This window comes from Frondihabitans cladoniiphilus (assembly GCF_039544345.1).
In the GTDB taxonomy this organism is placed as follows: domain Bacteria; phylum Actinomycetota; class Actinomycetes; order Actinomycetales; family Microbacteriaceae; genus Frondihabitans; species Frondihabitans cladoniiphilus.
The window spans coordinates 325627-347283 of the sequence record NZ_BAABLM010000001.1 but is presented as its reverse complement, the minus strand read 5'-3'; the positions used below and the strand labels follow the sequence as shown (position 1 = coordinate 347283).

Genomic DNA, 21657 nt, shown 5'->3' with positions numbered 1-21657 from the left:
AGCCTAGTCGCCCAGATTGCGTCGGGCCGACATCGCCCGGTCGGCCTCGCGCTTGTCGGTGCGCTCGCGCAGCGTCTGCCGCTTGTCGTACTCGCGCTTGCCCTTGGCGACGGCGATCTCGACCTTGGCCCGACCGTCGGAGAAGTAGATCTTCATCGGGACGAGGGTGAACCCGCCCTCTTTCGTCTTGTGGCTGATCTTGACGATCTGGTCTTTGTGCAGCAGTAGCTTGCGCTTGCGGCGCGGCGCGTGATTGTTCCAGGTGCCCTGGAAGTACTCGGGGATGTGGACGGCGTCGAGCCAGACCTCACCGCCGTCGACGAACGCATACCCGTCGACGAGGGATGCACGGCCCTGCCGCAGCGCCTTCACCTCGGTGCCGGTGAGGACCATTCCGGCCTCATAGGTGTCGTCGATCAGGTAGTCATGCCGCGCGCGACGGTTGGTCGCGACGACCTTCTCGCCCTTGTCTTTCGGCATGGCTCATGCCCTTTCGGTTCTGCGGGAGTGCTGCCCGAACCCGGGCAGCCTCTCAGCATAGCGCAGGCGGTCGCGCGACGTCAGACCTTCAGGTAGCGGCGGATGGCGACGTTGGCGGACACCGCGGCCAGCAGCGCCCCGATCACGATCAGCAGCGGTACCACGAACGCGGTGTCTTGCAGGCCGACGAACGGCGTCGAGGCGAACGACTGCGCGAGGTATCCCCGCACGAAGAACTTCACGATCAGCACGATGGCCCCACCGGCCAGGACCGATCCCACGAGCGCGGCGATCACGCCCTCGAGGATGAACGGCGTCTGGATGAACCGGTTCGACGCCCCCACGAGTCTCATGATGCCCAGCTCCCGTCTTCGACTGAAAGCCGAGAGGCGGATGGTCGTGGCGATGAGAAGGACGGCCGCGATGAGCATCAGCACAGCGATGCCGATGGCCGTGTAGGAGGCCGCGCTCAGCACGGAGAAGATTGGCTGCAAGTACCCGCGCTGGTCGACGACGCTCTGCACGCCGGCCTGACTCGACAGGCTCTCGATGAGGATGTCGGACTGCGAAGGGTTCTTGAGGTTCACCCAGAACGTCTCGTTGAGGTACGACGGCTGGACGAACTCGGTGGCCGGGCTGTTGGCGAACTGCTGCTTGAAGCGCGTGTAGGCCTGGTTCTGCGTCTCGAAGTACTCGGCCTTGATGTACGGCGCGAGCGTGGTCGATTTGAGCTGGGCCTCGACCTGATCCCGCTGGTCGGCCGTGGCCTTCGCCCCGGTGCAGTTGCCGGTCGTGTCGGTGTCGGTGCAGAGGTAGACGGCGACCTGCGCCTTGTCGTACCAGTACCCCTTCATCTGGTTGATCTGCATCTGGAGCAGGACGGCCGTGCCGACGAAGGTCAGCGAGATGAAGGTGACGAGGACGACGGAGACGACCATCGAGACGTTGCGCTTGAGGCCGCTGCCGACCTCGCCGAAGACGAGTCCGAGCCTCATTCGTCGCCTCCCCAGGTGGGGACGGCCTGCGCCTCGACGGACGTGGGATCGAGCTGGGGTGCCGGGAACTGCTGAACGGGGACTCCTTGAGTGGCGGGCTGTGCATCCTGCCCGACCCTTTGGATCGGTACGGCCTGGGTCTGGTAGCCGCCGGAACGCTCGTCGCGGACGATGGTGCCGCCCGAGAGTTCGATCACCCGACGCTGCATCTGATCGACGATGCCGGCGTCGTGCGTGGCCATGAGGACGGTCGTGCCCGACGCGTTGATGCGGTCGAGGAGGGTCATGATGCCGGCGCTGGTCGCCGGGTCGAGGTTGCCGGTCGGCTCGTCGGCCAGGAGGATGGCGGGTCGGTTGACGATCGCGCGGGCGATGGCCACCCGCTGCTGTTCGCCACCCGAAAGCTCGTGCGGAAGGCGCTGCGCCTTTCCGGCGAGCCCGACCATCTTGAGGACGTCCGGGACGGCTTCCTGGATGTAGCCGCGGCTCTTGCCGATCACCTGGAGCGTGAAGGCGACGTTGTCGAAGACGGACTTCTGCGGCAGCAGCCGGAAGTCCTGGAAGACGACGCCGAGGTTGCGGCGGAAGTACGGCACCTTGCGGCTCGAGAGGGTGCCGAGCTTCTGCCCGAGCACGTGGATCTGCCCCTTGGAGGGCTTCTCCTCTTTCAGGACGAGGCGGAGGAAGCTGGACTTGCCCGACCCCGAGGCGCCCACGAGGAAGACGAACTCGCCCTTGAGGATCTCGAGGGTGACACCGTTGAGCGCCGGGCGAGGGTTGCCGGCGTAGAACTTGGAGACTTCATCGAAGCGAATCATGACGGGCCAAGACTAGGCACGGCGAGGCCGATTCGGCAGGAGGCGCGCCTCCCCGGGCGAGCCTCGCAATCTCCTGAACGAACGCTCCGTCGCGGCTGTCCGCCGGCGCTTCGTTGCTGAGCGCTGCTCAGTCGTCGCCGCTCAGTCGTCGCTGCGCTTGCGCCAGCGGATGCCCGCCGAGATGAAGCCGTCGAGGTCGCCGTCGAAGACGTTGGACGGGTTGTTCACCTCGTGCTCGCTGCGGAGGTCTTTGACCATCTGGTACGGCGCGAGCACGTAGCTGCGGATCTGGTCGCCCCAGCTCGCCGTGATGTTGCCGGCGAGCTCTTTCTTCTTGGCGTTCTCGGCCTCTTTCTGGAGCACGAGGAGGCGCGACTGCAGAACGCGCATGGCCGCGGCCCGGTTCTGGATCTGGCTCTTCTCGTTCTGCATCGAGACGACGGTGCCGGTGGGGATGTGCGTGAGGCGGACCGCGGAGTCGGTCGTGTTGACTGACTGGCCGCCCGGGCCCGACGAGCGGAAGACGTCGACGCGGATGTCGTTCTCCGGGATCTCGATGGCCTCGGTCACCTCCATCAGCGGAATGACCTCGACGGCGGCGAAGCTCGTCTGGCGCTTGCCCGCCGCGCCGAACGGCGACATGCGCACGAGGCGGTGCGTGCCGGCCTCGACGCTGAGCGTGCCGAAGGCGTAGGGCGCGTCGACCTCGAACGTGGCCGACTTGATGCCCGCCTCTTCGGCGTAGCTGGTGTCCATCACGGTCACCTTGTAGTTGTGCTTCTCGGCGTACCGCAGGTACATGCGCAGCAGCATGTCGGCGAAGTCGGCGGCGTCGACGCCGCCGGCGCCCGCACGGATCGTGATGACGGCGGGACGCGGGTCGTACTCGCCGTCGAGCAGGGTCTGGATCTCGAGCTCGTCCATCATCTTCTGGATGCTCGCCAGCTCGACCACGGCCTCGTCGGCACTCTCTTGGTCGTCACCGTCGTTGGCCATCTCGACGAGAACCTCGAGGTCGTCGATGCGCTGCCCGGTGTGGGTGATCTTGTCGAGCTCCGACTTGCGGTGGCTCAAGTCGCTGGTGACGCGCTGGGCGTTCTCGGTGTCGTTCCAGAGCTCCGGATCGGAGGCCTCTTTCTCGAGCTCGGCGATCTCGGTGGCCAGACGGTCGGGTCCGATGACCGCGGCGATGTCGGAGAAGGTCGACCGCAGTGCCGCGATCTTGTCGGAGAAGTCCAGCTCGATCATGGTGCCCGAGTCTACCGGGGCGAGCCGGGCGTCGGCCGCCGTGCGGGTGGGCCGCCACCGCCCGGCGTCAGCCGCCGACGCCGGCCTCCCGCAGCGTCAGTTCGGCGAGCAGCCGCATCTCGAGCAGGTCCCCCGCCCGCCAGGCCGTGACCGGGTCGGGGCTGATCCGCAGGAGAGCGGCACTGTCGGAGCTGGAGAGCGCGCGGAACGCGAGGAGCTCCACTCCCCCGTCGGAGGCGGCGAGCATCCTCACCCCCTCGGCCTTTCGCGCGAAGCGCCGGTGCCGAGCGACGAGACCGGCGACCAGGAAGGCGATGGGGACGAGCGCCACGACGAGTCCGACGGCGAGGGCGACGTGGCCGACGAGCTCCTGTTGGCGACGGCCGGCCTCGGCGAGCGCCGCCCCGGCACCGCTGGCGCCCTTGAGCGGGGAGCTCGCCGCACCGCCGACGAGGGGGATGCCGCCGAGGGTGCGGGCCGCGCGGCCCAGGGTGGTCTCGAACGAGGTGCCGGCCGAGGCGACGTTCTCGCCGAGGTCGCCCAGTGTTCGGATCAGGGCGGCGAGAAGGATGCCCGTGGTCGCGAACACGACGACGCCCACGACGCTCGCGACATCGGCTGCGATCTGGCGGCGGCGTGCTCCGGGCGTCTTCGAGTAGAGCTGCATCGGTCGAGTGTGCGCCGCTCGGGCCGGATCGGGCCGGTCGGCGGCCGGCCTGACACGGCCACGGCGCGGGTCAGGGGCCGAGCAGTGGCGCGCCTGGCGCGGCGACAGCGCCGGTCAGCGGCCGAGCAGCGGCGCGCGGTCGGCGTACCCGGCGCGGGTGGCGCGGGCCACGGCGTCGGGCAGGGCCGCGAGGAAGGCGTCGACGTCGGCCCCCGTGGTCGTGTGGCCGACCGTGATGCGCAGGGCGCCCCGGGCCTCGTCGTCGCTGAGCCCCATCGCGAGCAGCACGTGCGACGCCTCGGGGATTCCGGCCTGGCAGGCCGAGCCCGTCGACACCGACACCCCGGCGGCGTCGAGGAGGAAGAGGAGGGAGTCGCCCTCGCAGCCCGGAAAGGTGAAGTGCGCGTTGCCCGGGAGGCGGTCGACGGGGTCGCCCCGGAGGATCGCGGAGGGGACGGCCGCTCGCACCCCCGCGACGACACGGTCGCGGAGCGGCTCGTAGGACGGGTGGGACGCAGAGGCGGCGACGGCGAAGGAGACGGCGGCCGGGGCATCCTGCGTGCCGGATCTCACGTCGCGCTGCTGGCCCCCGCCGTGGATCAGCGGCACGACCGTGGCCGTGCGCGAGAGCACGAGCGCGCCGATGCCGATGGGGCCGCCGATCTTGTGCGCCGAGACGCTCAGGGCGGCGAGGCCCGTCGAACGGAAGTCGAGCGGCATCTGCCCGTAGGCGGCGACCGCGTCGGAGTGGACCGGCACGCCGTGGGCCGTGGCGAGCGCCACCACCTCGGCGATCGGCTGGATCGTGCCGACCTCGTTGTTGGCCCAGAGCAGGGTGACGAGCGCGACGTCGTCGAAGCGCTCGAGGGCCCGAGCGAGGGCGTCCACCCGCACCCGGCCGAGCTCGTCGAGGGGGATCCACTCGATCACGGCCCCCTCGTAGCGCTCGAGCCACTCGACGGTGTCGACGGTCGCGTGGTGCTCGCCGCCGGGGACGAGGATGCGCGGGCGGGGCTTCTCGGCCTGGCGCGCCCACCACAGGCCCTTGACCGCGAGGTTGACCGACTCGGTGCCGCCGGAGGTGAACACCACTTCGATGGGGTCGCAGCCGAGGGAGTCGGCGACGCGCTCGCGCGCCTCTTCGAGCACCCTCTTGGCGTTCTGCCCGGCGCTGTGGATCGACGACGGGTTGCCCACGCCGTGCAGCGCTGCCGTGTAGGCGTCGATGGCCTCGGGCAGCATGGGCGTCGTGGCCGCGTGGTCGAGATAGACCGCCAAAGTGCCTCCTGCCGTCGGTGTCCCGTTCGTTCATTACTCTAGGACTCGTGACTGTGCTCGCTCCCCGGCCCGACGATCCGCTTCGTGCCGATCCTCTGCACGACCTCGGCCTCCGGGTCGGTGAGAACGGCCCGACGTTGCGCGTCTGGTCGGGCGCCGCGACGGGTGTCGACCTCGTGATCGACGACGCTCCCCAGGAGCGGGTCGTCCCGATGATCCGCGACCCCCACGGCGTGTGGACGGGCAGCGATCCGCGTCTCGTGCCAGGGCGGCGCTACTGGCTGCGGGCCGACGGCGAGCCCGTCAGCGACGACGGCGTGAAGACGCCGTTCGACCCGACCGTCGACCTCCTCGACCCGTACGGGCGCGGGCTCGGCAAGACCGGCCGGGGCGAATGGCGCAGCGTCGTCATCGACGAGTCGTTCGACTGGGGCGGCGTGGCCAAACCGGCCGTGCCCCTCGACCACACGGTCGTCTACGAGGCGCACGTGCGGGGCTTGACGAGGCTCTCCCCCACCGTTCCCGAAGACCTGCGCGGAACCTACGCGGGGCTGGCCCACGAGAGCACCATCGCCTATCTGAACGACCTCGGCGTCACGGCCGTCCAGCTCCTCCCCGTCCATCAGCACATCGACGAGCAGCGGCTCGTGGCCCAGGGCTTCGAGAACTACTGGGGCTACAATACGCTCTCGTACTTCGCCCCGCACGCGGCCTACGCCTCTCGGGACGCGCAGCTCGGCGGCCCGTCGGCGATCGCCCGCGAGTTCAAGGGCATGGTCCGCCTGCTCCACGCCGCAGGTATCGAGGTCTGGCTCGACGTCGTCTACAACCACACCGCGGAGGAGGGCGAGGAGGGTCCGGTCACGAGCTTCCGGGGCCTCGACGGCTCCTACTACCGGCACGACGCCACCGGCGCACCCATCGACGTGACCGGCTGCGGCAACACGCTCGACACCAGCCTCCCCGCCGGCGCCCGCCTGGTCCTCGACAGCCTCCGCTACTGGGCCACCGAGATGCAGATCGACGGCTTCCGGTTCGACCTCGCCGCGACCCTCGGCCGCGGACCCGACGCGGTCTTCTCCGGCGCCGACCCCCTGCTCGCCGCCATCCGCGACGACGACGCCCTCCAGGGCGTGAAGCTGATCGCCGAGCCGTGGGACGTCGGGCTCGGCGGCTGGCAGACCGGCAACTTCCCCGAAGGGTGGAGCGAGTGGAACGACCGGTTCCGCAACCGAGCCCGGGACTTCTGGTTGAGGGACGTCGCCGATGCCCGCCACCACGGCCGTGCATCCAACGGTCTCGGTAGTTTCGCTTCGAAGCTGTCCGGGTCGAGCAACATCTACTCGCACGAGCGCGGGCCGCTCTCGGGCGTGAACTTCATCACGGCGCACGACGGCTTCACCCTGGCCGACGTCGTCGCGTACGACCACAAGCACAATCTCCGCAACGGCGAGGAGAACCGCGACGGCGCCGACGACAACCGCTCGTTCAACCACGGGGCGGAAGGGCCGACCGACAACCCGTGGATCCTGGATGCCCGGCGGCGCGCCTCCCGGAACCTCCTGGCCACGCTGTTCCTCTCGGCGGGCGTGCCGATGCTGACCGCCGGCGACGAGATCGGGCGCACCCAGCGCGGCAACAACAACAGCTACTGCAGCGACGACGAGATCTCGTGGGTCGACTGGCAGCTCGACGACGAGCGGGAGGCGCTGCTCGCCGACACGAAGGCGCTGATCCGTCTGCGTCGGGAGAACCCGGCGCTGCGCCCCGTGCGGTTCGGCAGCCCGGGCCTCGCGACCCTGTCCGCCACCGCCATGAGCTGGTTCGACGCCTCCGGCCGGTACATGAGCCCGGAGGACTGGAACGACCCCGACAAGCGCACGCTCCAATACCTAGCGGCGTCGACCCCGGAGGTCGAGGAGTTCAACCGGGTGCTCGTCGTCGTCCACGGCTCCGAGACCGCCACCACGGTCACCCTGCCGGTCGAGACGGGCATCGAGGCCTACGAGGCACTGTGGACGAGCGGCGACGTGTTCGACCCGACGCCCGCGGCCCCCGGCAGCGTCTACGAGCTGCGAGGACCGACGGTGACGCTGTGGCGCGTGCGATGACGCCGAGGCGAGTCCGATGACGCCGGGGCGAGTCCCATGACGCCGCGGTGAGTGCGATGACGCGGGCGTGGGTGCGGTGAGCGCCGCCGCCCCGGGAACACCTGCCACCGTCGCCCTCACCACCGCGGGCATCCCCTTCACCGGCCACACCTACGAGCACGCCGACACCGCGACGAATTTCGGCGAGGAGGCCGCGGCCCTTCTCGGCCTCGACGACGACCAGGTCTTCAAGACGCTCGTCGTCCAGGCCGACGCCGAGCTGGTGGTCGCGGTCGTGCCCGTCTCCGGGCGACTCGACCTCAAGGCCCTCGCAGCGGCCGTCGGGGCGAAGAAGGCGGCGCTGGCCGATCCCGCCCTGGCGCAGAGGCGCACCGGCTACATCGTCGGCGGAATCAGCCCGATCGGCCAGAAGACCGCCCTCACCACCGTGGTCGACGAGACCGCCGAGCTCTACGACACCGTCTTCGTGAGCGGAGGCCGGCGCGGATTCGACATCGAGATCTCACCCGCCGACCTCGCCCGCGCGACCGGTGCGACGTTCGCTGCGATCGCACGGCCCTGAACCGGGGCCGCGGGATGCACGATCCGCGCCGATCACGGGGGCGCGACGCCGAGCCGCCCGCCCCGTGCCTTCGGGTGCCCGCCGTGGGTCTCCGGACGTACCCCGCCGATCCCCTCTGTCGGTGGCTCGGCGTACCGTGCAGCCCATGAGCGACCAGAACCAGACCCCCGACAGCACCGACGTCGACACGACCGGCACCACCGACCCCACGCAGAAGCCGATGCTCGGCTCCCCCGTCGCCGAGGGCGAGACCGCCGAGAAGGACCCCAGCGACTGGGTCACCGGCGACGAGCCCGCCACCGGCCCGCAGAAGAGCTACCTCGACACCCTGGCCCGCGAGGCCGGAGAAGAGATCCCGGCCGACATCACGAAGGCCGAGGCGAGCGAGCACATCGACCGTCTTCAGCAGAAGACCGGCCGCGGCGCCTAGGGCCTCCGTCGTGGCTGGGGCGCGGGGGCGACGGACCGGGTACGGTCAAGTCGTGGCGCCACGAGACGAATCCAAGGTCGGACCCCGAGTCGGACGCATCCCCATCACGGGGCTGCTTCCGCGGACGCCCGACGACCTGTTCGACACCAAAGCCTTCGTGAGCGAGGTGGTGCCTTTCGAGGCCACCGTCTTCCGCGAAGGCCACGACATCATCGACGCGGCTCTGATCGTGGTCGACCCCGAGGGCGGCGTCACTCGCCACCCGATGACCCCGGGCATCCCCGGCACCGATCGCTGGAGCGCGAAGGCGCAGTTCCAGCTGCCGGGCGTCCACGCCTGGCACGTCGAGGCCTGGAACGACGACTGGGCGACCTGGTTGCACACCGCCGAGATCAAGATCCCGGCCGAACAAGACGTCGACAACGTGTTCGCGACCGGCCGAGAGCTGCTCGAGCGGGCGGCGAAGTCGGCACCCGACGTCACCCTCTTCCGCGACGGGGCGAAGGCCCTGGGCAACGCCGGCCTCTCCCCCGCGTCCCGCCTCCGGGTCGCGACCGACCCCCGCCTCGCGGCCGCCCTCGCGCGCACCCCGCTGGCGAGCCTCGTCACCCAGAGCCCGCAGCGTCGCATCCGGGTCGAGCGCGCCCGTGCCGCCGTCGGCAGCTGGTACGAGTTCTTCCCCCGGAGCGAAGGCGCGAAGAAGAGCGACGACGGCACCTGGAAGAGCGGCACGTTCCGTACCGCCGCCCGCCGGCTGCCGTCCATCGCCCGCATGGGGTTCGACGTCGTCTACATCCCGCCGGTCCATCCCATCGGCACGACCTTCCGCAAGGGCCCCAACAACACCCTGGTGGCGGGCCCCAACGACCCCGGGTCGCCCTACGCGATCGGCTCCCCCGACGGCGGTCACGACGCCGTGCATCCCGACCTCGGCACCCTCGACGACTTCGAGTGGTTCGTCGGCGCGGCGGCCAATGTCGGCCTCGAGCTGGCCCTCGACCTGGCACTGCAGTGCTCGCCCGACCACCCCTGGGTCACCGAGCACCCCGAGTGGTTCACGACGCTGCCCGACGGCACCATCGCCTACGCCGAGAACCCGCCCAAGAAGTACCAGGACATCTATCCGCTCAACTTCGACAACGACTACGAGGGCATCTCGAAGGAGATCCTGCGGATCGTCCTGTTCTGGATCGAGCGGGGAGTGAAGATCTTCCGGGTCGACAACCCGCACACCAAGCCGGTGCACTTCTGGGAGTGGTTGCTGGCGGAGGTGGCGCAGAAGCACCCCGAGGTCGTGTTCCTGGCCGAGGCCTTCACCAAGCCGGCGATGATGCAGTCGCTCGCGCAGGTCGGGTTCCAGCAGTCGTACACCTACTTCACCTGGCGCAACGAGAAGTGGGAGTTGGAGGAGTACCTCCGCGAGATCTCCACCGAGACGAGCGCGTGGTTCCGCCCCAACTTCTTCGTCAACACGCACGACATCCTCACGCCGTACCTCCAATTCGGCGGGGTGCCGGCCTACAAGGTCCGAGCGGCCATCGCCGCGACGGCCTCGCCCACCTGGGGCGTGTACTCCGGCTACGAGCTCATCGAGAACGTCGCGAGACCCGGTTCCGAAGAGAACATCGACAACGAGAAGTACGAGTTCAAGCTGCGCGACTGGGCCGGCGAGGAGGCGGCCGGGGTGTCCATCGCCCCGTACCTCACCCAGCTCAATCGAATCCGGTCCGCGCATCCCGCGCTCCGCCAGTTGCGCAACCTGACGGTCCACGGCAGCGACGACGACGCGATCCTCGTGTACTCGAAGTACCTCTCGGGCGAATTCACCCGCTCGGGCCGCTCCGACGCGATCATCGTCGTGGCCAACACCGACCCGCACTCGGCCCGCGAGACCACCGTCCGCCTCGACCTCACCGCGCTCGGGCTGACCCCCGGTTCGAGCTTCGTCGTCCGCGACCTGATCACCCAACAGTCCTGGACCTGGAGCGACGACAACTACGTCCGACTCGACGCCTTCGTCGAACCGGCGCACGTGCTCGTCGTCGACTTCAACCGCGCTCCATAGGAGGAGACCCCGTGTCCGCAGAATCCCTCGTCATCCCCACCCTCGATCCGCGAGAGGCCCACCTGGTCGCAGCCGGTGCTCACGCGCACCCCCACCAGGTGCTCGGCCCGCACCACGTCGACGCCGGCGTCGTCGTCCGGGTGCTGCGCCCCCTCGCCTCCTCCGTGACGGTGATCCTCGAGAGCGGCGCCCGCCTGTCGATGGCGCACATCAGCGACGGCGTCTGGGAGGCTCTCGCGATCATCGAGCCCGGTGCGTACCGGGTCGAGGCGACCTACGACGGCGGCTCCCCGTGGACCACCGACGACCCGTACCGCTTCTGGCCGACCATCGGCGACGTCGACCTCTACCTCTTCGGCGAGGGGCGCCATGAAGACCTCTGGAAGGTCTTCGGCACTCACGTCATCGAGCACCAGGGTGTCCGCGGCACGTCGTTCGTGGTCTGGGCGCCGCACGCGCAGGCGGTCCGTATCAAGGGCGACTTCAACGGCTGGTACGCGGTGGCCCACGCGATGCGCCGCATGGACGGCAACGGCGTCTGGGAGCTCTTCGTCCCGGGCTTGACCGGGGGCAATTACAAGTACGAGATCCTGACGCAGGACGGCCGCTGGGTCGAACGCGCCGACCCGATGGCGCGCCAGGCGGAGACTCCCCCGCAGACCGCCTCGGTCATCACCGCCTCCACCCACGAGTGGCAGGACGACGCGTGGCTGGCGAAGCGCGCCGCCTCCGAACCGTCCGCGGGCCCCATGAGCGTCTACGAGCTGCACGTCGGTTCCTGGCGACCCGGGCTCGGCTACCGCGAGCTGGCCGACCACCTGATCGCCTACGTCGGCGACCTCGGGTTCACGCACGTCGAGTTCATGCCCCTCGCCGAGCATCCCTTCGGCGGCTCCTGGGGCTACCAGGTGTCGGGCTACTACGCGCCGACCTCGCGCTTCGGCACGCCCGACGACCTCAAGTACCTCATCGACCGGCTGCACGGCGCCGGCATCGGCGTCATCATGGACTGGGTGCCCGGGCACTTCCCGAAAGACGAGTGGGCGCTGGCGGAGTTCGACGGCCAGGCGGTCTACGAGCACAGCGACCCGAGGCTCGGCGAGCAGCCCGACTGGGGCACCCTCGTCTTCAACTTCGGCGACTCCCAGGTGCGCAACTTCCTCGTCTCGAACGCGCTCTACTGGCTCGAGGAGTTCCACATCGACGGGCTCCGCGTCGATGCGGTCGCCTCGATGCTCTACCTCGACTACAGCCGCAACGAGGGCGAGTGGGTGCCGAACAAGTTCGGCGGCCGTGAGAACCTCGAGGCCATCTCGTTCCTCCAAGAGGCCAACGCGACCGCCTACAAGCGCAACCCCGGCATCATGATGATCGCCGAGGAGAGCACCTCCTGGCCCGGCGTCACTCGGCCGACCAGCGACGGCGGCCTCGGCTTCGGCCTGAAATGGAACATGGGCTGGATGCACGACTCGCTCGAGTACATCGGGCGCGACCCGCTCTACCGCGGGTACCACCACGGCGAGATCACCTTCTCGTTCGTCTACGCGTTCAGCGAGAACTTCATGCTGCCGATCAGCCACGACGAGGTCGTGCACGGCAAGGGGTCGCTCTACGGCAAGATGCCCGGCGACGACTGGCAGAAGCGCGCCAATCTCCGCGCCTACCTCGCCTTCATGTGGGGGCACCCGGGCAAGCAGCTCCTCTTCATGGGGTCGGAGTTCGGGCAGCCCTCCGAGTGGAGCGAATCGCGCGGTCTCGACTGGTGGGTGCTCGACCAGCCCGCCCACGAGGGTCTGCACTCGCTCGTCGGAACCCTCAACCGGGTCTATCGCGACGAACGCGCTCTCTGGGCGCACGACTTCGACACCGAGGGCTTCGAATGGATCGAGGGCGGTGCCGCTCAGCACTCCGTCGTCGCGTTCCTCCGTAAATCGGGCGACGGCGAGAGCGTCGCCGTGCTCGCGAACTTCTCCGGCGAGCCCGTCTCGATGCGCTTCGGGCTTCCCGAGGCCGGCGAGTGGTACGAGATCCTCAACACCGACGCCGGAGAGTACGGCGGCTCGGGTGTGGGCAACTACGGCAGCGTGACGGCCACCGACGAGCCCTGGGCCGGACGCCCCGCCTCGGCCGACGTCCTGCTGCCGCCGCTGGGCGTCATCTGGCTGAAGCTGGCTCGCTGACCGCAGCCGGCCGAAGCCGACACACGAACGGCCCCCACTCGTGGAGTGGGGGCCGTTCGTGTGTTCGCCACTCGATACGAGCGGCGGCTCGATGCGAGCACGGCTCGATGCGAGCAGGGCTCGGTGCGAGCACGGTTCGGTGCGAGTGGGGCTCGGCGCTCAGTACAGCAGCATCGTCAACCTGCGCCGGGCCGCCGTGACCTCGGGTGCATCGACGCCGACGATCTCGAAGTACTCGAGCAGACGGGTCCGTGCGGCGTCCTTTCCGGCCTGGTCGAGCTTCGGGAAGAGGGTCAGGACACGGTCGAACGCGTCGACGACATGTCCGCCACTGACGTCGAGGTCGGCGACCGCCAACTGCGCTTCGAGGTCGTCCGGAGCCGCGGCGCCGGCGCTACGGATGTCGGCGAGCGTGCCGCCCTGGAGCCGGGCGAGGAGCGACACCTGGGCGAGACCGGCGACGGCCAGTTGGTCGTGTGGGTCCTGAGCGATGGCGGTGCGGTATTCGTCCTTCGCCTTCTCGTAGTCGCCCGACTCGATGGCGTCGTAGGCGGCCTGGTGGTGCGGAGGGAGCGGAGCCGGCTCGGGCTCGCCGGGCGCGTCGCCGGCGACGCCCTCAGGGGCGGCCGCGGTGCCGGTGACGCCGTTCTGGGCCGCCAGTTCGAGCACCTGGTCGAGGACGTCCTGCAACTGCGCCTCGGGCAGCGCCCCGGTGAACAGCGAGACCGGCCGGCCCCCGATCACCGCGGCCACCGTCGGGATCGACTGGGCCTGGAAGGCCTGGACGAGCTGCGGGTTGGTGTCGACGTCGACGCGGACCAGGATCAGACGACCGGCGAGACCGAGGACCAGCTTCTCGAGGAGAGGCGACAGGAGACGGCTCTGCTCGCTGCGATCGGTGGCCAGGTCGACGATCACCGGGACGGACGAGCTCAGATCGAGGACGGCCGTGAACGTCGCGTCGGTCGCGTCGAGGACGAGAGACGGAACGTCGACGACGCCACCGGGGACGGCGGACGGCCCGGCGGGCCCACCCGCCGGCGGAGCACCGGCGGAGGCGTGACCCGCACCCGCGGGCGCCGCACCTCGACTCACGAGGGACGAGAGGTCGACCGCGCCTCGAAGACCGGCGGGAAGGGGAGGGACGTTGCTCATGGCACCTCTTTCGCTGAGATCAAACCCTGACTGAAACCGAGCAGCACGATCTTGTCGGTGGAACCGACCGGCGGCACGGAGAAGAGCAGCTGCACGCCGTAGGTGGCGGTGATCCCCTTCGTGGTCTGCGAGAGACCGGACAGCGCCTTGACCTCGCCCTCGGGGTTCACCTGCGCGCCGGCCTTGGTCGGTGTCACGGTCTCGATCTCGTCGAGGGACACCGACACGATGGCACCGGCATCGAACGTGGCCAGGGCGACGCTCGGATCGCTCGACACCTCGCTGGAGTAGGCGATGGACGCCGTGGTCGGGAGGGCCGCCTGCTTCGCGTCTTTGTACGGCTTGCCGATCTTGTCGCGGAGCGTGTCGCCGGTGGCCTGGAACTTCGCGGCCTCGGTGCTGGCGTCGCCGTTCTTCAGGATGTCCGCGTAGGCGGCGGCGAGCTGGTCGGGTTCCATGGTGAGCAGCTTGACGTCGGGAGCGAGACGGGCCGCACCGACCGACGCCGCGGGCAGCTTCGGCACCTGGGCTCCGTCGAGCCCCACGAGGTACTCGACCTTGTAGGGATCGCGGGCCGTGGGCTGGAGGAGGGTCACTCCGACGGCTGCGCTCGTCGTCTGCACGACGGCGAAGACGGTCCGGGGCCAGGAGTTCGTCTGCTGCGGAAGCGTGACGTCGAGCTTGCCGGTCGGGATCGTCAGCGGGCCGGCGGCGGTCGAGTCGGCCTTGCGGATGGCGTAGTTGGCCGAGCGCTCGGCCAAGGCGGAGCCGGTGAACCGCGTGGCGGCGAGGGTCGCGTCGAGATCGGTGTCGGCCTTGGTCTGCACCGCCGTGATACGCGAGAGGATCTCCTTGGCCTGGCCGACCGTGACGGCCGGGGGCTGGAGTGCGGCGGCCTGCGCCGGGGCGGTCGTCGTCGGCGCCGACGGCGTAGCCGCGGACGACGACGAGTCGGAGGAGAACTGCGGCCAGTACTGCGAGCTGCAGCCCGCGAGAGCGATGGACGAGACCAGGATCACCGGCACGACTGCGATCAAACGGCGGCCTCGCCGCCCCCGGCCCTCGACGGCTCCGCCCGACGAACCGCTGCCGAGTGCCGCCTTGCGCCCCTGTCGGACGGAGCGCGGACGCTCGGAGCGGGGCAGCTTGGGCCGCTTGCCCCCGGTGCCGGACGTGCGGCGCGGCCCACGGGTTCGGCGGTGGTGGACGATGGCCCAGACGAAGAGCAGGATGCCGATCACGAAGACGAGGAGACCGCCGGCGACGAGCGGCCCGACCAGCGGCGTCGCGGTCGACAACGGCCAGGTCACGGAGACCTTGGACGGGGCGGCGGTGCTGCCGTCGGAGGCGATGAGCAGAGAGATGTCGGACGGGGCGTCGAGCGGGATCGAGAGGGTCTCGCCCTGGTACTGCTGAAGCCAGAGATCGGATCCGGCGGGATCCGGGGCCTTGGCGGACGAGCCCTTCACAGTCTTGGAGACGAGTTCGTTCGTGGTCGTGTCGAACGAGATCGAGTTGTAGGTGGTGTCGCCCACCCAGCCCTTGACGTCGGCGGTCCGGGCGTAGGCCGCGAAGACTTTCGCGCCCCCGGAGATCGAGATGGTCTCACGCCCGGGGTAGCCCTTGAGCGCTTTGCCGGGGAGGACGGTGAGGGTCGCGCCGCTCTTCGTCACCACGGAGGAGGTCACGGAATCCGGCGGAGCGAAGACGGTTCGCTGACCGAGACCGAGCAGCACCAGGAGTGCCGCCACCACCAATGTGACGACAGCCAGAACGAAGCGCACCTTTTCTCCCTGCATTTAAGACCCTTCACGATAGCCGACCTCACTGTGTGGCGCCTCTCCGGCCCGAGCACCGCCCCATTCCGGCTAAAATGCGGGAGTTCGCCGTGTCCGCGTCCCCTTCCGGGCGTGCAGCGTCGGCGGCCCTCGGGTCCGCCTCGACGGCGACCTGCTCATACGTTCATCGCACCGCGCCCCGCAGTCCAGGGCTCGCCCGACCACAGGGAGAAAACGTGGCCACTGATGAGGCTGAATTCGGAACGGAACTCCGCGGCTACAAGAAGGAAGAGGTCGAGCGGGCCCTCGGCGACCTCCGCCGAGAGCTGATCAAAGCGAACACCGACCGCCAGGAGGAGCGCACCGAAGCGCGCCAGCTCCAGCAGCGGATCGACGAACTCGAGAGCGAGCTCGCCGAGGTCGGCGACCCGTCCTACAAGGGCCTCGGCGCCAAACTCGAGAACACGCTCCGCCTGGCCGAAGAGCAGTCGAACGAGCTCATGGCCAAGACCGAACGCGAGGCGCAGGAGCTCCGCACCACCTCCGCCAGCGAATCGCAGCGCCAGGTGGAGGAGGCGAGCGAGCGAGCGGCCGACATCCTCGACGACGCCAGGGGCCGCGCGGCCGCGCAGATCGAGGAGTCCACCGGCGAGGCCGACCGCCTCGTCGCCCGGGCTCGCGCCGATGCCGAGACGATGCTCTCAGAGGCGGAGCGCGATGCCGCAGCCGTCCGCACGACCGCGTCGACCGAGGCGGCCGAAGCCCTGTCGACCGCTCGCCGCGAAGCCGCGGCGATCCGTGCCGAGGCCGAGCGCGAGGCCGCCGACCTGCGCGCCGTGGTCCAGGCGGAGGTCGCCGAGTCCCGGGAGGGCGCGGCCGACCTCGCCCGCCAGACCGAGGAGGGCCGGGCGCGCTTCATCAGCGACTCCGAGAACCAGCGGGCCCAGCTCGAGCTCGAAGGCACCACGGTCCGCGACGACCTCCGCCGCCTCGACGAGACGACCCGCGCCGACCTTGACCACGAGGTCACCACCCGCCGCGAGGCGCTCGATCGGGAGGTGCTCGGCGCGCAAGCGGAGTTGGCCGACGACGCCGAGAACCAGAGGGCGACTCTCGAGCGCGAGATCACCGCGGCCCGTGCATCCCTCGAGAACGACGCCGCAGCTACCCGTCTCGCGCTCGAGCGCGAGGCCGAGACCACGCGCTCCGACCTCGACCGCGAGGTGGAGGAGGCGCACAACGACATCGAGGGCGCCCGCGCGGCTGCCGCGGAAGAGATCGAGCGGACCACCTCGCAGACGCGCGAGCAGATCGCCCGCGACATCGAGCAGACGCGCGAACGCCTCGCCCGCGAGACCGAGGAGCACACCGCCCGCCTGGCCGCCGAGCGCGAACGGGCCGAGGCCGACCTGGCCGCCGACCTCGAGGAGACACGCGCGCGCCTGGCGCACGACGACGAAGAGCAGCGAGCCCGGCTGCGGAACGAGCGGGAGACCCTCGACGCGGAGATCGTCGCCGAGCGGCAGCGGATCCACGCTGTCCTCGAGCGCGAGCAGGAGGAGGCGCGCACCGCGCTCGAGGTCGAGCTCGCCACGCGTCGGGACGAGTCCGAGCAGGACTTCGTGGCCCGGCACAACGACGCGGTCGCCGAGACGCAGCAGTACCTCGACGAGGCCAACGCCCAGCTCGCCGACGTCACGGCGCGGGCCGACACCAAGCGCCGCGAGGCTCGGAAGGCCGAGGAGTCCGCCTACAGCGACGCTCGCAAGGTCCGTTCCGACGCCGACCGGGTCGCCAACGAGACTCTGACCAACGCGCAGAACCGTGCCGACTTCATCGTCTCCGACGCCGAACGCCGCTCCCGCGAACTCGTCGGCGACGCCGAAGAACGTCTCGCCGACCTGAATCGCGAACGCGACTCCATCGCTCAGTACTTCGAGAACCTCCGCAGCATGGTGCACCAGGTCGATCAGATCGACCAGACCTCGACCGAGTGAAGATCCAGAACGCCTTCCGCCTCGGGCTGGTCGGGGCGCTCGGCGTCCTGACCGCCCTGGTCATCGGCGCGGCGATCGGACGCCTGTCGACGGTCCTCACATACGTCGGAATCGCGCTGTTCCTCGCACTCGGCCTCGATCCCGTCGTTCGGTTCCTCGAGAAGCGACGGATCAAACGCGGCTTCGCCATCACCATCGTCATGGTGGCTGTGCTGCTCGCGTTCGTGGGCGTCGTCTTCGCGATCGTCCCCACGATCGTCACTCAGACGTCCACGCTGGTGGGCCAGCTGGCGTCCTATCTCCAGAGCGTCACGGCCCAGCAGTTCGTCGACAACCTGCAAGACCTGGTTCCGAAGAACGTCTTCAACGTGCAGAACGCCCTCGAATCGGTCGTCTCGTTCCTCACCAACCCCAGCAACCTCGTGACGATCTTCGGCGGCGTCCTGGGCGTGGCAATCGCCATCGGCAACGGTCTCGCGGGCGTGCTCGTCGTGCTCATCCTCACCCTCTACTTCATGGCGTCTCTCGACAGCATGAAACGCGGCCTCTCGCACCTCGTGGCCCGTTCGAGCCGAACCGAGTTCGTGCGCCTCTCCGACGCCATCAGCCAGTCCGTGGGTCGCTACGTCATCGGCCAGGTCGCCCTGGCCCTGCTCAACGGCATCCTGAGCTTCGTCGTGCTCTCGATCATCCACGCCCAACTGCCCGCCTTCTTCGCGTTCCTGGCGTTCATCGGAGCCCTCATCCCCCTCGTCGGCACCGTCAGCGCCGCCGCCGTCATCGTGGTCGCCCAGGTCGCTCTGCAGCCGCTCTCCCCCGCCACCTGGATCGCCCTCGCGGTCTGGTACCTCGTCTACATGCAGGTCGAGGCGTACGTCCTCGCACCTCGCGTGATGCGCCAGGCGGTGAAGGTGCCCGGCGTGATCGTGATCATCGCGGCGCTCGTCGGCGGCACCCTGCTCGGCGTGCTCGGAGCATTGATCGCCGTGCCGGTGGCCGCGGCCGTGCTGCTCATCATCCGCGAGGTCGTGATCCCGCGGCAGGACCGCCGCTGAGACGCACCGGCGTGCCGGCAGGCGCCGCACCCTCGGGTGAAGCGCGGGCGTGCATCCCCCGCTCTCGCCGTCGACGACGCCGCTAGGCGACCGGCCAGGTCTCCGACAGGGGCAGGGCCGCGGGATGCACGACCCGCACGATCTCGGACAGCACCCGCCGGGTCTGGTGCTCGCCGACCCAGAGGTGCTTGCCGCCCGCGACCTCGACGAGTCGGGCTTCGGGCACGACGGCGAACTTCTCACGCGCCTCGGCCGGACGCAGGAAGTCGTCGAACTCGGGGATGAGCGCGACGAGCGTGCGCCCGCTGTCGGCCCACCGGGCGAGCTCGGCCTGCGACGTGCGCGAAAGCGGAGGCGAGAGCAGGATCGCCCCGGCGATCTCGTGCTCGAGCCCGTGCTTGAGGGCGACCTCGGTGCCGAACGACCAGCCGACCAGCCACGGGGTCGGCAGCCCCTGCTGCCGGACGAAGTCGACGGCCGCCGCGAGGTCGAAGCGCTCGCTGACGCCGTCGCCGAACTCACCCTCGGAACGACCGCGAGGCGAGGATGCACCGCGGAAGTTGAAGCGCAGCACCGCGAGATCGGCCTGCGCCGGAAGGCGGGCCGCCGCTTTGCGGATGATGTGCGAGTCCATGAAGCCGCCGGCCGTCGGCAGCGGATGGAGGGTGAGGAGCGTGGCGGCCGGGGGGCGCCCGACGGGCAGGGCGAGCTCGCCGACGAGGGTCAGGTCGTCGGAGGTGTGGAGCTCGATGTCGCGGCGCTCGGCGGAGAGCTCGACGCCGCCTCGCACCTCGACGGTCGCGGGGCCGGAACCGGCCGGGGCGTCGGGCGTGGGGGCGTCGGTCACGAGATTCTCCAGCAGTGGGTGTGCCAGTGTCGCCGGGCCGCGAGATCCGCCTCTTCACCGAAGAGGCCGTCCGCGCGCCAGGCGACGATGTGCGGGGTGCCGGGCTCGACGGTCAGGGAGCAGCCGGGGCACACGTACGGCTTGGTCGAGGAGGTGCCGGCGATCGACTGGACCGTGAAGGACCTGCCGTGGCGGGTCTCGAGGTGCTGACCGCCGTACAGGACCCGCGAAAGGTCGCCAGACTCGTCGTCGTCAGGACGCGCCGGAGCCGGACGAGCCCCGCCCCGCCCGACCGGACGGCGAGGGCGGTTGCTGCGGGGCATGCCTGCCACCCTACCGAAGGTCGGTCAGAGGTGGATCAGTACCAGCCGGTCGACTGCGAGTGGGCCCAGGCGCCACAGGGGGTCTGGTAGCGGCCGGTGATGTACGACAGGCCCCAGGCGATCTGCGTGGCGGGGTTCGTCTGCCAATCGGCACCGAAGGAGGCCATCTTGCTGCCGGGAAGGGCCTGCGGGATGCCGTACGCGCCACTCGACTTGTTCGAGGCGTAGACGTTCCAGCCGGACTCGCGGTTCCACAGGGACACGAGGCAGTTGTACTGGTCGGTGCCCCAGCCGTGCGCGGCGACTGCGGCGGCGCCGGCGGCCTGGGCGGTGCCCGGGCTCGGTGCGGCTGCGGTCGGAGCAGCGGTCGTGGTGGCGGCCTTCGCCGTGGAGGCGGTCTTGGCCGTGGTGGCGGTGGTGGCCGTCGTCGCCGCGACGGGCGCCTTGACGACGACGGGCGGCGTGTAGACGACCGTGTACGCGTCGCGCGATGCCGATGGGGCGGTGGCGCCGTCGGACGAGTAGGACTGACCGGCGGCGACCGTGGCGACACCGGCAGCGGCGCTCGCATCGGCGGCCGGGACCGTCGCGGCGACTGCGCCGGAGAGCGGATTGACCAGCGACGCCGAGAGGAAGGCGAAGGTCGCGGCGAAGCCGACGAGCGGGAGGACGATGCGTCGGCCCGTGTGGCTCGGCTTGCGGAACGACAGCGGGGCGGAGCCTGCGACGGATGCAGCGGCGACCGCCTGGACCGCCTGAACCGAGGTCGGCTGGACCGCCGCGGACTGGACGGCAGCGGCCGGTGCGGTCGCCGACCGCGAGAACGCCTTCGCGGTGTCGGAGTGTCGCCTGGCGTCGACCGTGCGGCGAGGGGAACCCGCGGGCCTTTCGGCCTTGGATGCGGAGCCTCTGCTCGGAACGTTGACTGCTGCGTGCCTACCCATATTCGGACGAGTGTAACGGAAGGATCACGAGGACCCAACCGGACTCACCGAATCGGTACGGGTGAGGCGAATGTGACGAATGGTGCCGATGTGACTGAAGTGACAGGGTCGAGTCGACGTTTCAGCGCACCGCGAGCATGACGTCGACCACGCTGTCGAGGACCAGGTCGACCTGGGCCTCGCGATACCCACCGCGCTTCTGGCGGAACACGCTGGTGCGCACCTCTTCGATGCTCAGCGCCCGCCCATCGGAGAAGTAGCCCTTGAGCCGGCCGACGAGCCGATCGACGTCGCGGGGGTGGTAGCCGACCGACAGGAACGTGACCCGGTCGAATCGATGCCCTTCAGGACGCTCGAGGCGCGCGACGATGGCCTCAGCCTTCGACTTGGCGTCGGAGAACCACGACTCGTCGCCCGACGCCCGGAGGGCTCGATCTCGCTCCCGGATCGCGAACGCGTCTTCGAGCCTCTCGAGGGCACTGTCGACGTGCTGGGGCGAGTAGCCGTGCTTGGTCATCGAGAACGCCATGTGGCGGATGCTCGCCGCGTCGATCGGATCGGCACCGGCGTCGCCCGAGTAGGCACGCCGGGCGTCCTTGAGGAAGTTCTCGACCTCTTGGACGTCGTAGCCGCGCTCGGAACCGGTCACCTTGGGGAAAGTCGCACTCACGCGCCCCATTGTGCCCTAGGACGACCAGGGAACCGGTCAACGCAGAGCGGGGCG

The 21657-nt window shown here is 69.9% G+C and carries 19 protein-coding genes; 7 read left to right on the top strand and 12 right to left on the bottom strand.

Annotated elements, in window-relative coordinates; genetic code table 11:
• Positions 1 to 3: 3 nt before the first annotated feature.
• The 6 genes from smpB to ABEA39_RS01580 all read right to left on the bottom strand — a co-directional run bounded on the left by smpB (position 4) and on the right by ABEA39_RS01580 (position 5486).
• Complete coding sequence (gene smpB, locus ABEA39_RS01605) at positions 4 to 480, bottom strand: SsrA-binding protein SmpB (protein WP_345372462.1); 477 nt, start codon at positions 478 to 480, stop codon at positions 4 to 6.
• 80 nt (positions 481 to 560) lie between these two features.
• On the bottom strand, positions 561 to 1475 hold the full coding sequence (ftsX, locus tag ABEA39_RS01600) for a permease-like cell division protein FtsX (RefSeq protein ID WP_345372460.1): 915 nt from the start codon (positions 1473 to 1475) through the stop codon (positions 561 to 563).
• Complete coding sequence (ftsE, locus tag ABEA39_RS01595; RefSeq protein WP_345372458.1) at positions 1472 to 2293, bottom strand: cell division ATP-binding protein FtsE; 822 nt, start codon at positions 2291 to 2293, stop codon at positions 1472 to 1474. Before ftsE ends, ftsX begins: the two co-directional genes overlap by 4 nt.
• A 141-nt stretch (positions 2294 to 2434) precedes the next feature.
• The gene (prfB, locus tag ABEA39_RS01590) at positions 2435 to 3541 is read right to left on the bottom strand and encodes a peptide chain release factor 2 (protein ID WP_345372456.1); all 1107 of its coding nucleotides are present in this window, start codon (positions 3539 to 3541) and stop codon (positions 2435 to 2437) included.
• Positions 3542 to 3608: 67 nt separating this feature from the next.
• Complete coding sequence (locus ABEA39_RS01585; protein WP_345372454.1) at positions 3609 to 4208, bottom strand: hypothetical protein; 600 nt, start codon at positions 4206 to 4208, stop codon at positions 3609 to 3611.
• A 114-nt stretch (positions 4209 to 4322) separates the two neighbouring features.
• Complete coding sequence (locus ABEA39_RS01580) at positions 4323 to 5486, bottom strand: cysteine desulfurase family protein (protein WP_345372452.1); 1164 nt, start codon at positions 5484 to 5486, stop codon at positions 4323 to 4325.
• 47 nt (positions 5487 to 5533) lie between these two features.
• Here ABEA39_RS01580 and glgX point away from each other — a divergent pair, with 47 nt between their 5' ends.
• From glgX to glgB, 5 genes are all read left to right on the top strand, one after another.
• A complete protein-coding gene (gene glgX / locus ABEA39_RS01575) occupies positions 5534 to 7597 on the top strand; it encodes a glycogen debranching protein GlgX (RefSeq protein WP_345372449.1) in 2064 nt (687 codons plus the stop codon).
• Positions 7598 to 7673: 76 nt separating this feature from the next.
• Positions 7674 to 8159 (top strand): Cys-tRNA(Pro) deacylase, encoded by a 486-nt coding sequence (gene ybaK / locus ABEA39_RS01570; RefSeq protein WP_345372446.1) that lies wholly within the window; start codon positions 7674 to 7676, stop codon positions 8157 to 8159.
• A 145-nt stretch (positions 8160 to 8304) separates the two neighbouring features.
• On the top strand, positions 8305 to 8589 hold the full coding sequence (locus ABEA39_RS01565; protein WP_345372442.1) for a DUF3072 domain-containing protein: 285 nt from the start codon (positions 8305 to 8307) through the stop codon (positions 8587 to 8589).
• Between the two features lie 52 nt (positions 8590 to 8641).
• Positions 8642 to 10654 (top strand): alpha-1,4-glucan--maltose-1-phosphate maltosyltransferase, encoded by a 2013-nt coding sequence (locus ABEA39_RS01560; RefSeq protein ID WP_425556885.1) that lies wholly within the window; start codon positions 8642 to 8644, stop codon positions 10652 to 10654.
• The gene (glgB, locus tag ABEA39_RS01555; protein WP_425556912.1) at positions 10651 to 12834 is read left to right on the top strand and encodes a 1,4-alpha-glucan branching protein GlgB; all 2184 of its coding nucleotides are present in this window, start codon (positions 10651 to 10653) and stop codon (positions 12832 to 12834) included. Before ABEA39_RS01560 ends, glgB begins: the two co-directional genes overlap by 4 nt.
• Before the next feature lie 159 nt (positions 12835 to 12993).
• Here the strand turns inward: glgB and ABEA39_RS01550 are convergent, their stop codons facing one another.
• The gene (locus ABEA39_RS01550; RefSeq protein WP_345372438.1) at positions 12994 to 13989 is read right to left on the bottom strand and encodes a tetratricopeptide repeat protein; all 996 of its coding nucleotides are present in this window, start codon (positions 13987 to 13989) and stop codon (positions 12994 to 12996) included.
• Complete coding sequence (locus tag ABEA39_RS01545; protein ID WP_345372436.1) at positions 13986 to 15788, bottom strand: hypothetical protein; 1803 nt, start codon at positions 15786 to 15788, stop codon at positions 13986 to 13988. Before ABEA39_RS01545 ends, ABEA39_RS01550 begins: the two co-directional genes overlap by 4 nt.
• A gap of 215 nt (positions 15789 to 16003) precedes the next feature.
• On the opposite strand from ABEA39_RS01545, the gene ABEA39_RS01540 reads away from it, so the two are divergent.
• Both ABEA39_RS01540 and ABEA39_RS01535 read left to right on the top strand, forming a co-directional pair.
• Positions 16004 to 17764 carry a coiled-coil domain-containing protein gene (locus tag ABEA39_RS01540; protein ID WP_345372433.1) on the top strand — a complete coding sequence of 587 codons (1761 nt, stop codon included), beginning with the start codon at positions 16004 to 16006 and terminating at the stop codon, positions 17762 to 17764.
• On the top strand, positions 17761 to 18819 hold the full coding sequence (locus tag ABEA39_RS01535; protein ID WP_345372431.1) for an AI-2E family transporter: 1059 nt from the start codon (positions 17761 to 17763) through the stop codon (positions 18817 to 18819). Before ABEA39_RS01540 ends, ABEA39_RS01535 begins: the two co-directional genes overlap by 4 nt.
• A gap of 82 nt (positions 18820 to 18901) precedes the next feature.
• Here ABEA39_RS01535 and ABEA39_RS01530 read toward each other — a convergent pair whose 3' ends face one another.
• The 4 genes from ABEA39_RS01530 to ABEA39_RS01515 form a co-directional block, all read right to left on the bottom strand.
• Complete coding sequence (locus tag ABEA39_RS01530; RefSeq protein WP_345372429.1) at positions 18902 to 19666, bottom strand: alpha/beta hydrolase; 765 nt, start codon at positions 19664 to 19666, stop codon at positions 18902 to 18904.
• The gene (locus tag ABEA39_RS01525; RefSeq protein ID WP_345372427.1) at positions 19663 to 19989 is read right to left on the bottom strand and encodes a hypothetical protein; all 327 of its coding nucleotides are present in this window, start codon (positions 19987 to 19989) and stop codon (positions 19663 to 19665) included. The genes ABEA39_RS01530 and ABEA39_RS01525 overlap by 4 nt, the downstream gene beginning before the upstream one ends.
• A 35-nt stretch (positions 19990 to 20024) precedes the next feature.
• Positions 20025 to 20933 carry an aggregation-promoting factor C-terminal-like domain-containing protein gene (locus ABEA39_RS01520; protein WP_345372425.1) on the bottom strand — a complete coding sequence of 303 codons (909 nt, stop codon included), beginning with the start codon at positions 20931 to 20933 and terminating at the stop codon, positions 20025 to 20027.
• 121 nt (positions 20934 to 21054) lie between these two features.
• Complete coding sequence (locus tag ABEA39_RS01515) at positions 21055 to 21612, bottom strand: DivIVA domain-containing protein (RefSeq protein WP_345372423.1); 558 nt, start codon at positions 21610 to 21612, stop codon at positions 21055 to 21057.
• Positions 21613 to 21657 lie beyond the last annotated feature (45 nt).

What these genes read in the sequence shown, in the direction of transcription:
- ABEA39_RS01545 (WP_345372436.1), bottom strand. Translation starts at nt 15,788, where the DNA reads ATGCAGGGAGAAAAGGTGCGCTTCGTTCTGGCTGTCGTCACATTGGTG.
- smpB (WP_345372462.1), bottom strand. Translation starts at nt 480, where the DNA reads ATGCCGAAAGACAAGGGCGAGAAGGTCGTCGCGACCAACCGTCGCGCG.
- ABEA39_RS01525 (WP_345372427.1), bottom strand. Translation starts at nt 19,989, where the DNA reads ATGCCCCGCAGCAACCGCCCTCGCCGTCCGGTCGGGCGGGGCGGGGCT.
- ftsE (WP_345372458.1), bottom strand. Translation starts at nt 2,293, where the DNA reads ATGATTCGCTTCGATGAAGTCTCCAAGTTCTACGCCGGCAACCCTCGC.
- ABEA39_RS01585 (WP_345372454.1), bottom strand. Translation starts at nt 4,208, where the DNA reads ATGCAGCTCTACTCGAAGACGCCCGGAGCACGCCGCCGCCAGATCGCA.
- ABEA39_RS01550 (WP_345372438.1), bottom strand. Translation starts at nt 13,989, where the DNA reads ATGAGCAACGTCCCTCCCCTTCCCGCCGGTCTTCGAGGCGCGGTCGAC.
- ABEA39_RS01515 (WP_345372423.1), bottom strand. Translation starts at nt 21,612, where the DNA reads ATGGGGCGCGTGAGTGCGACTTTCCCCAAGGTGACCGGTTCCGAGCGC.
- ABEA39_RS01520 (WP_345372425.1), bottom strand. Translation starts at nt 20,933, where the DNA reads ATGGGTAGGCACGCAGCAGTCAACGTTCCGAGCAGAGGCTCCGCATCC.
- prfB (WP_345372456.1), bottom strand. Translation starts at nt 3,541, where the DNA reads ATGATCGAGCTGGACTTCTCCGACAAGATCGCGGCACTGCGGTCGACC.
- ABEA39_RS01565 (WP_345372442.1), top strand. Translation starts at nt 8,305, where the DNA reads ATGAGCGACCAGAACCAGACCCCCGACAGCACCGACGTCGACACGACC.
- ftsX (WP_345372460.1), bottom strand. Translation starts at nt 1,475, where the DNA reads ATGAGGCTCGGACTCGTCTTCGGCGAGGTCGGCAGCGGCCTCAAGCGC.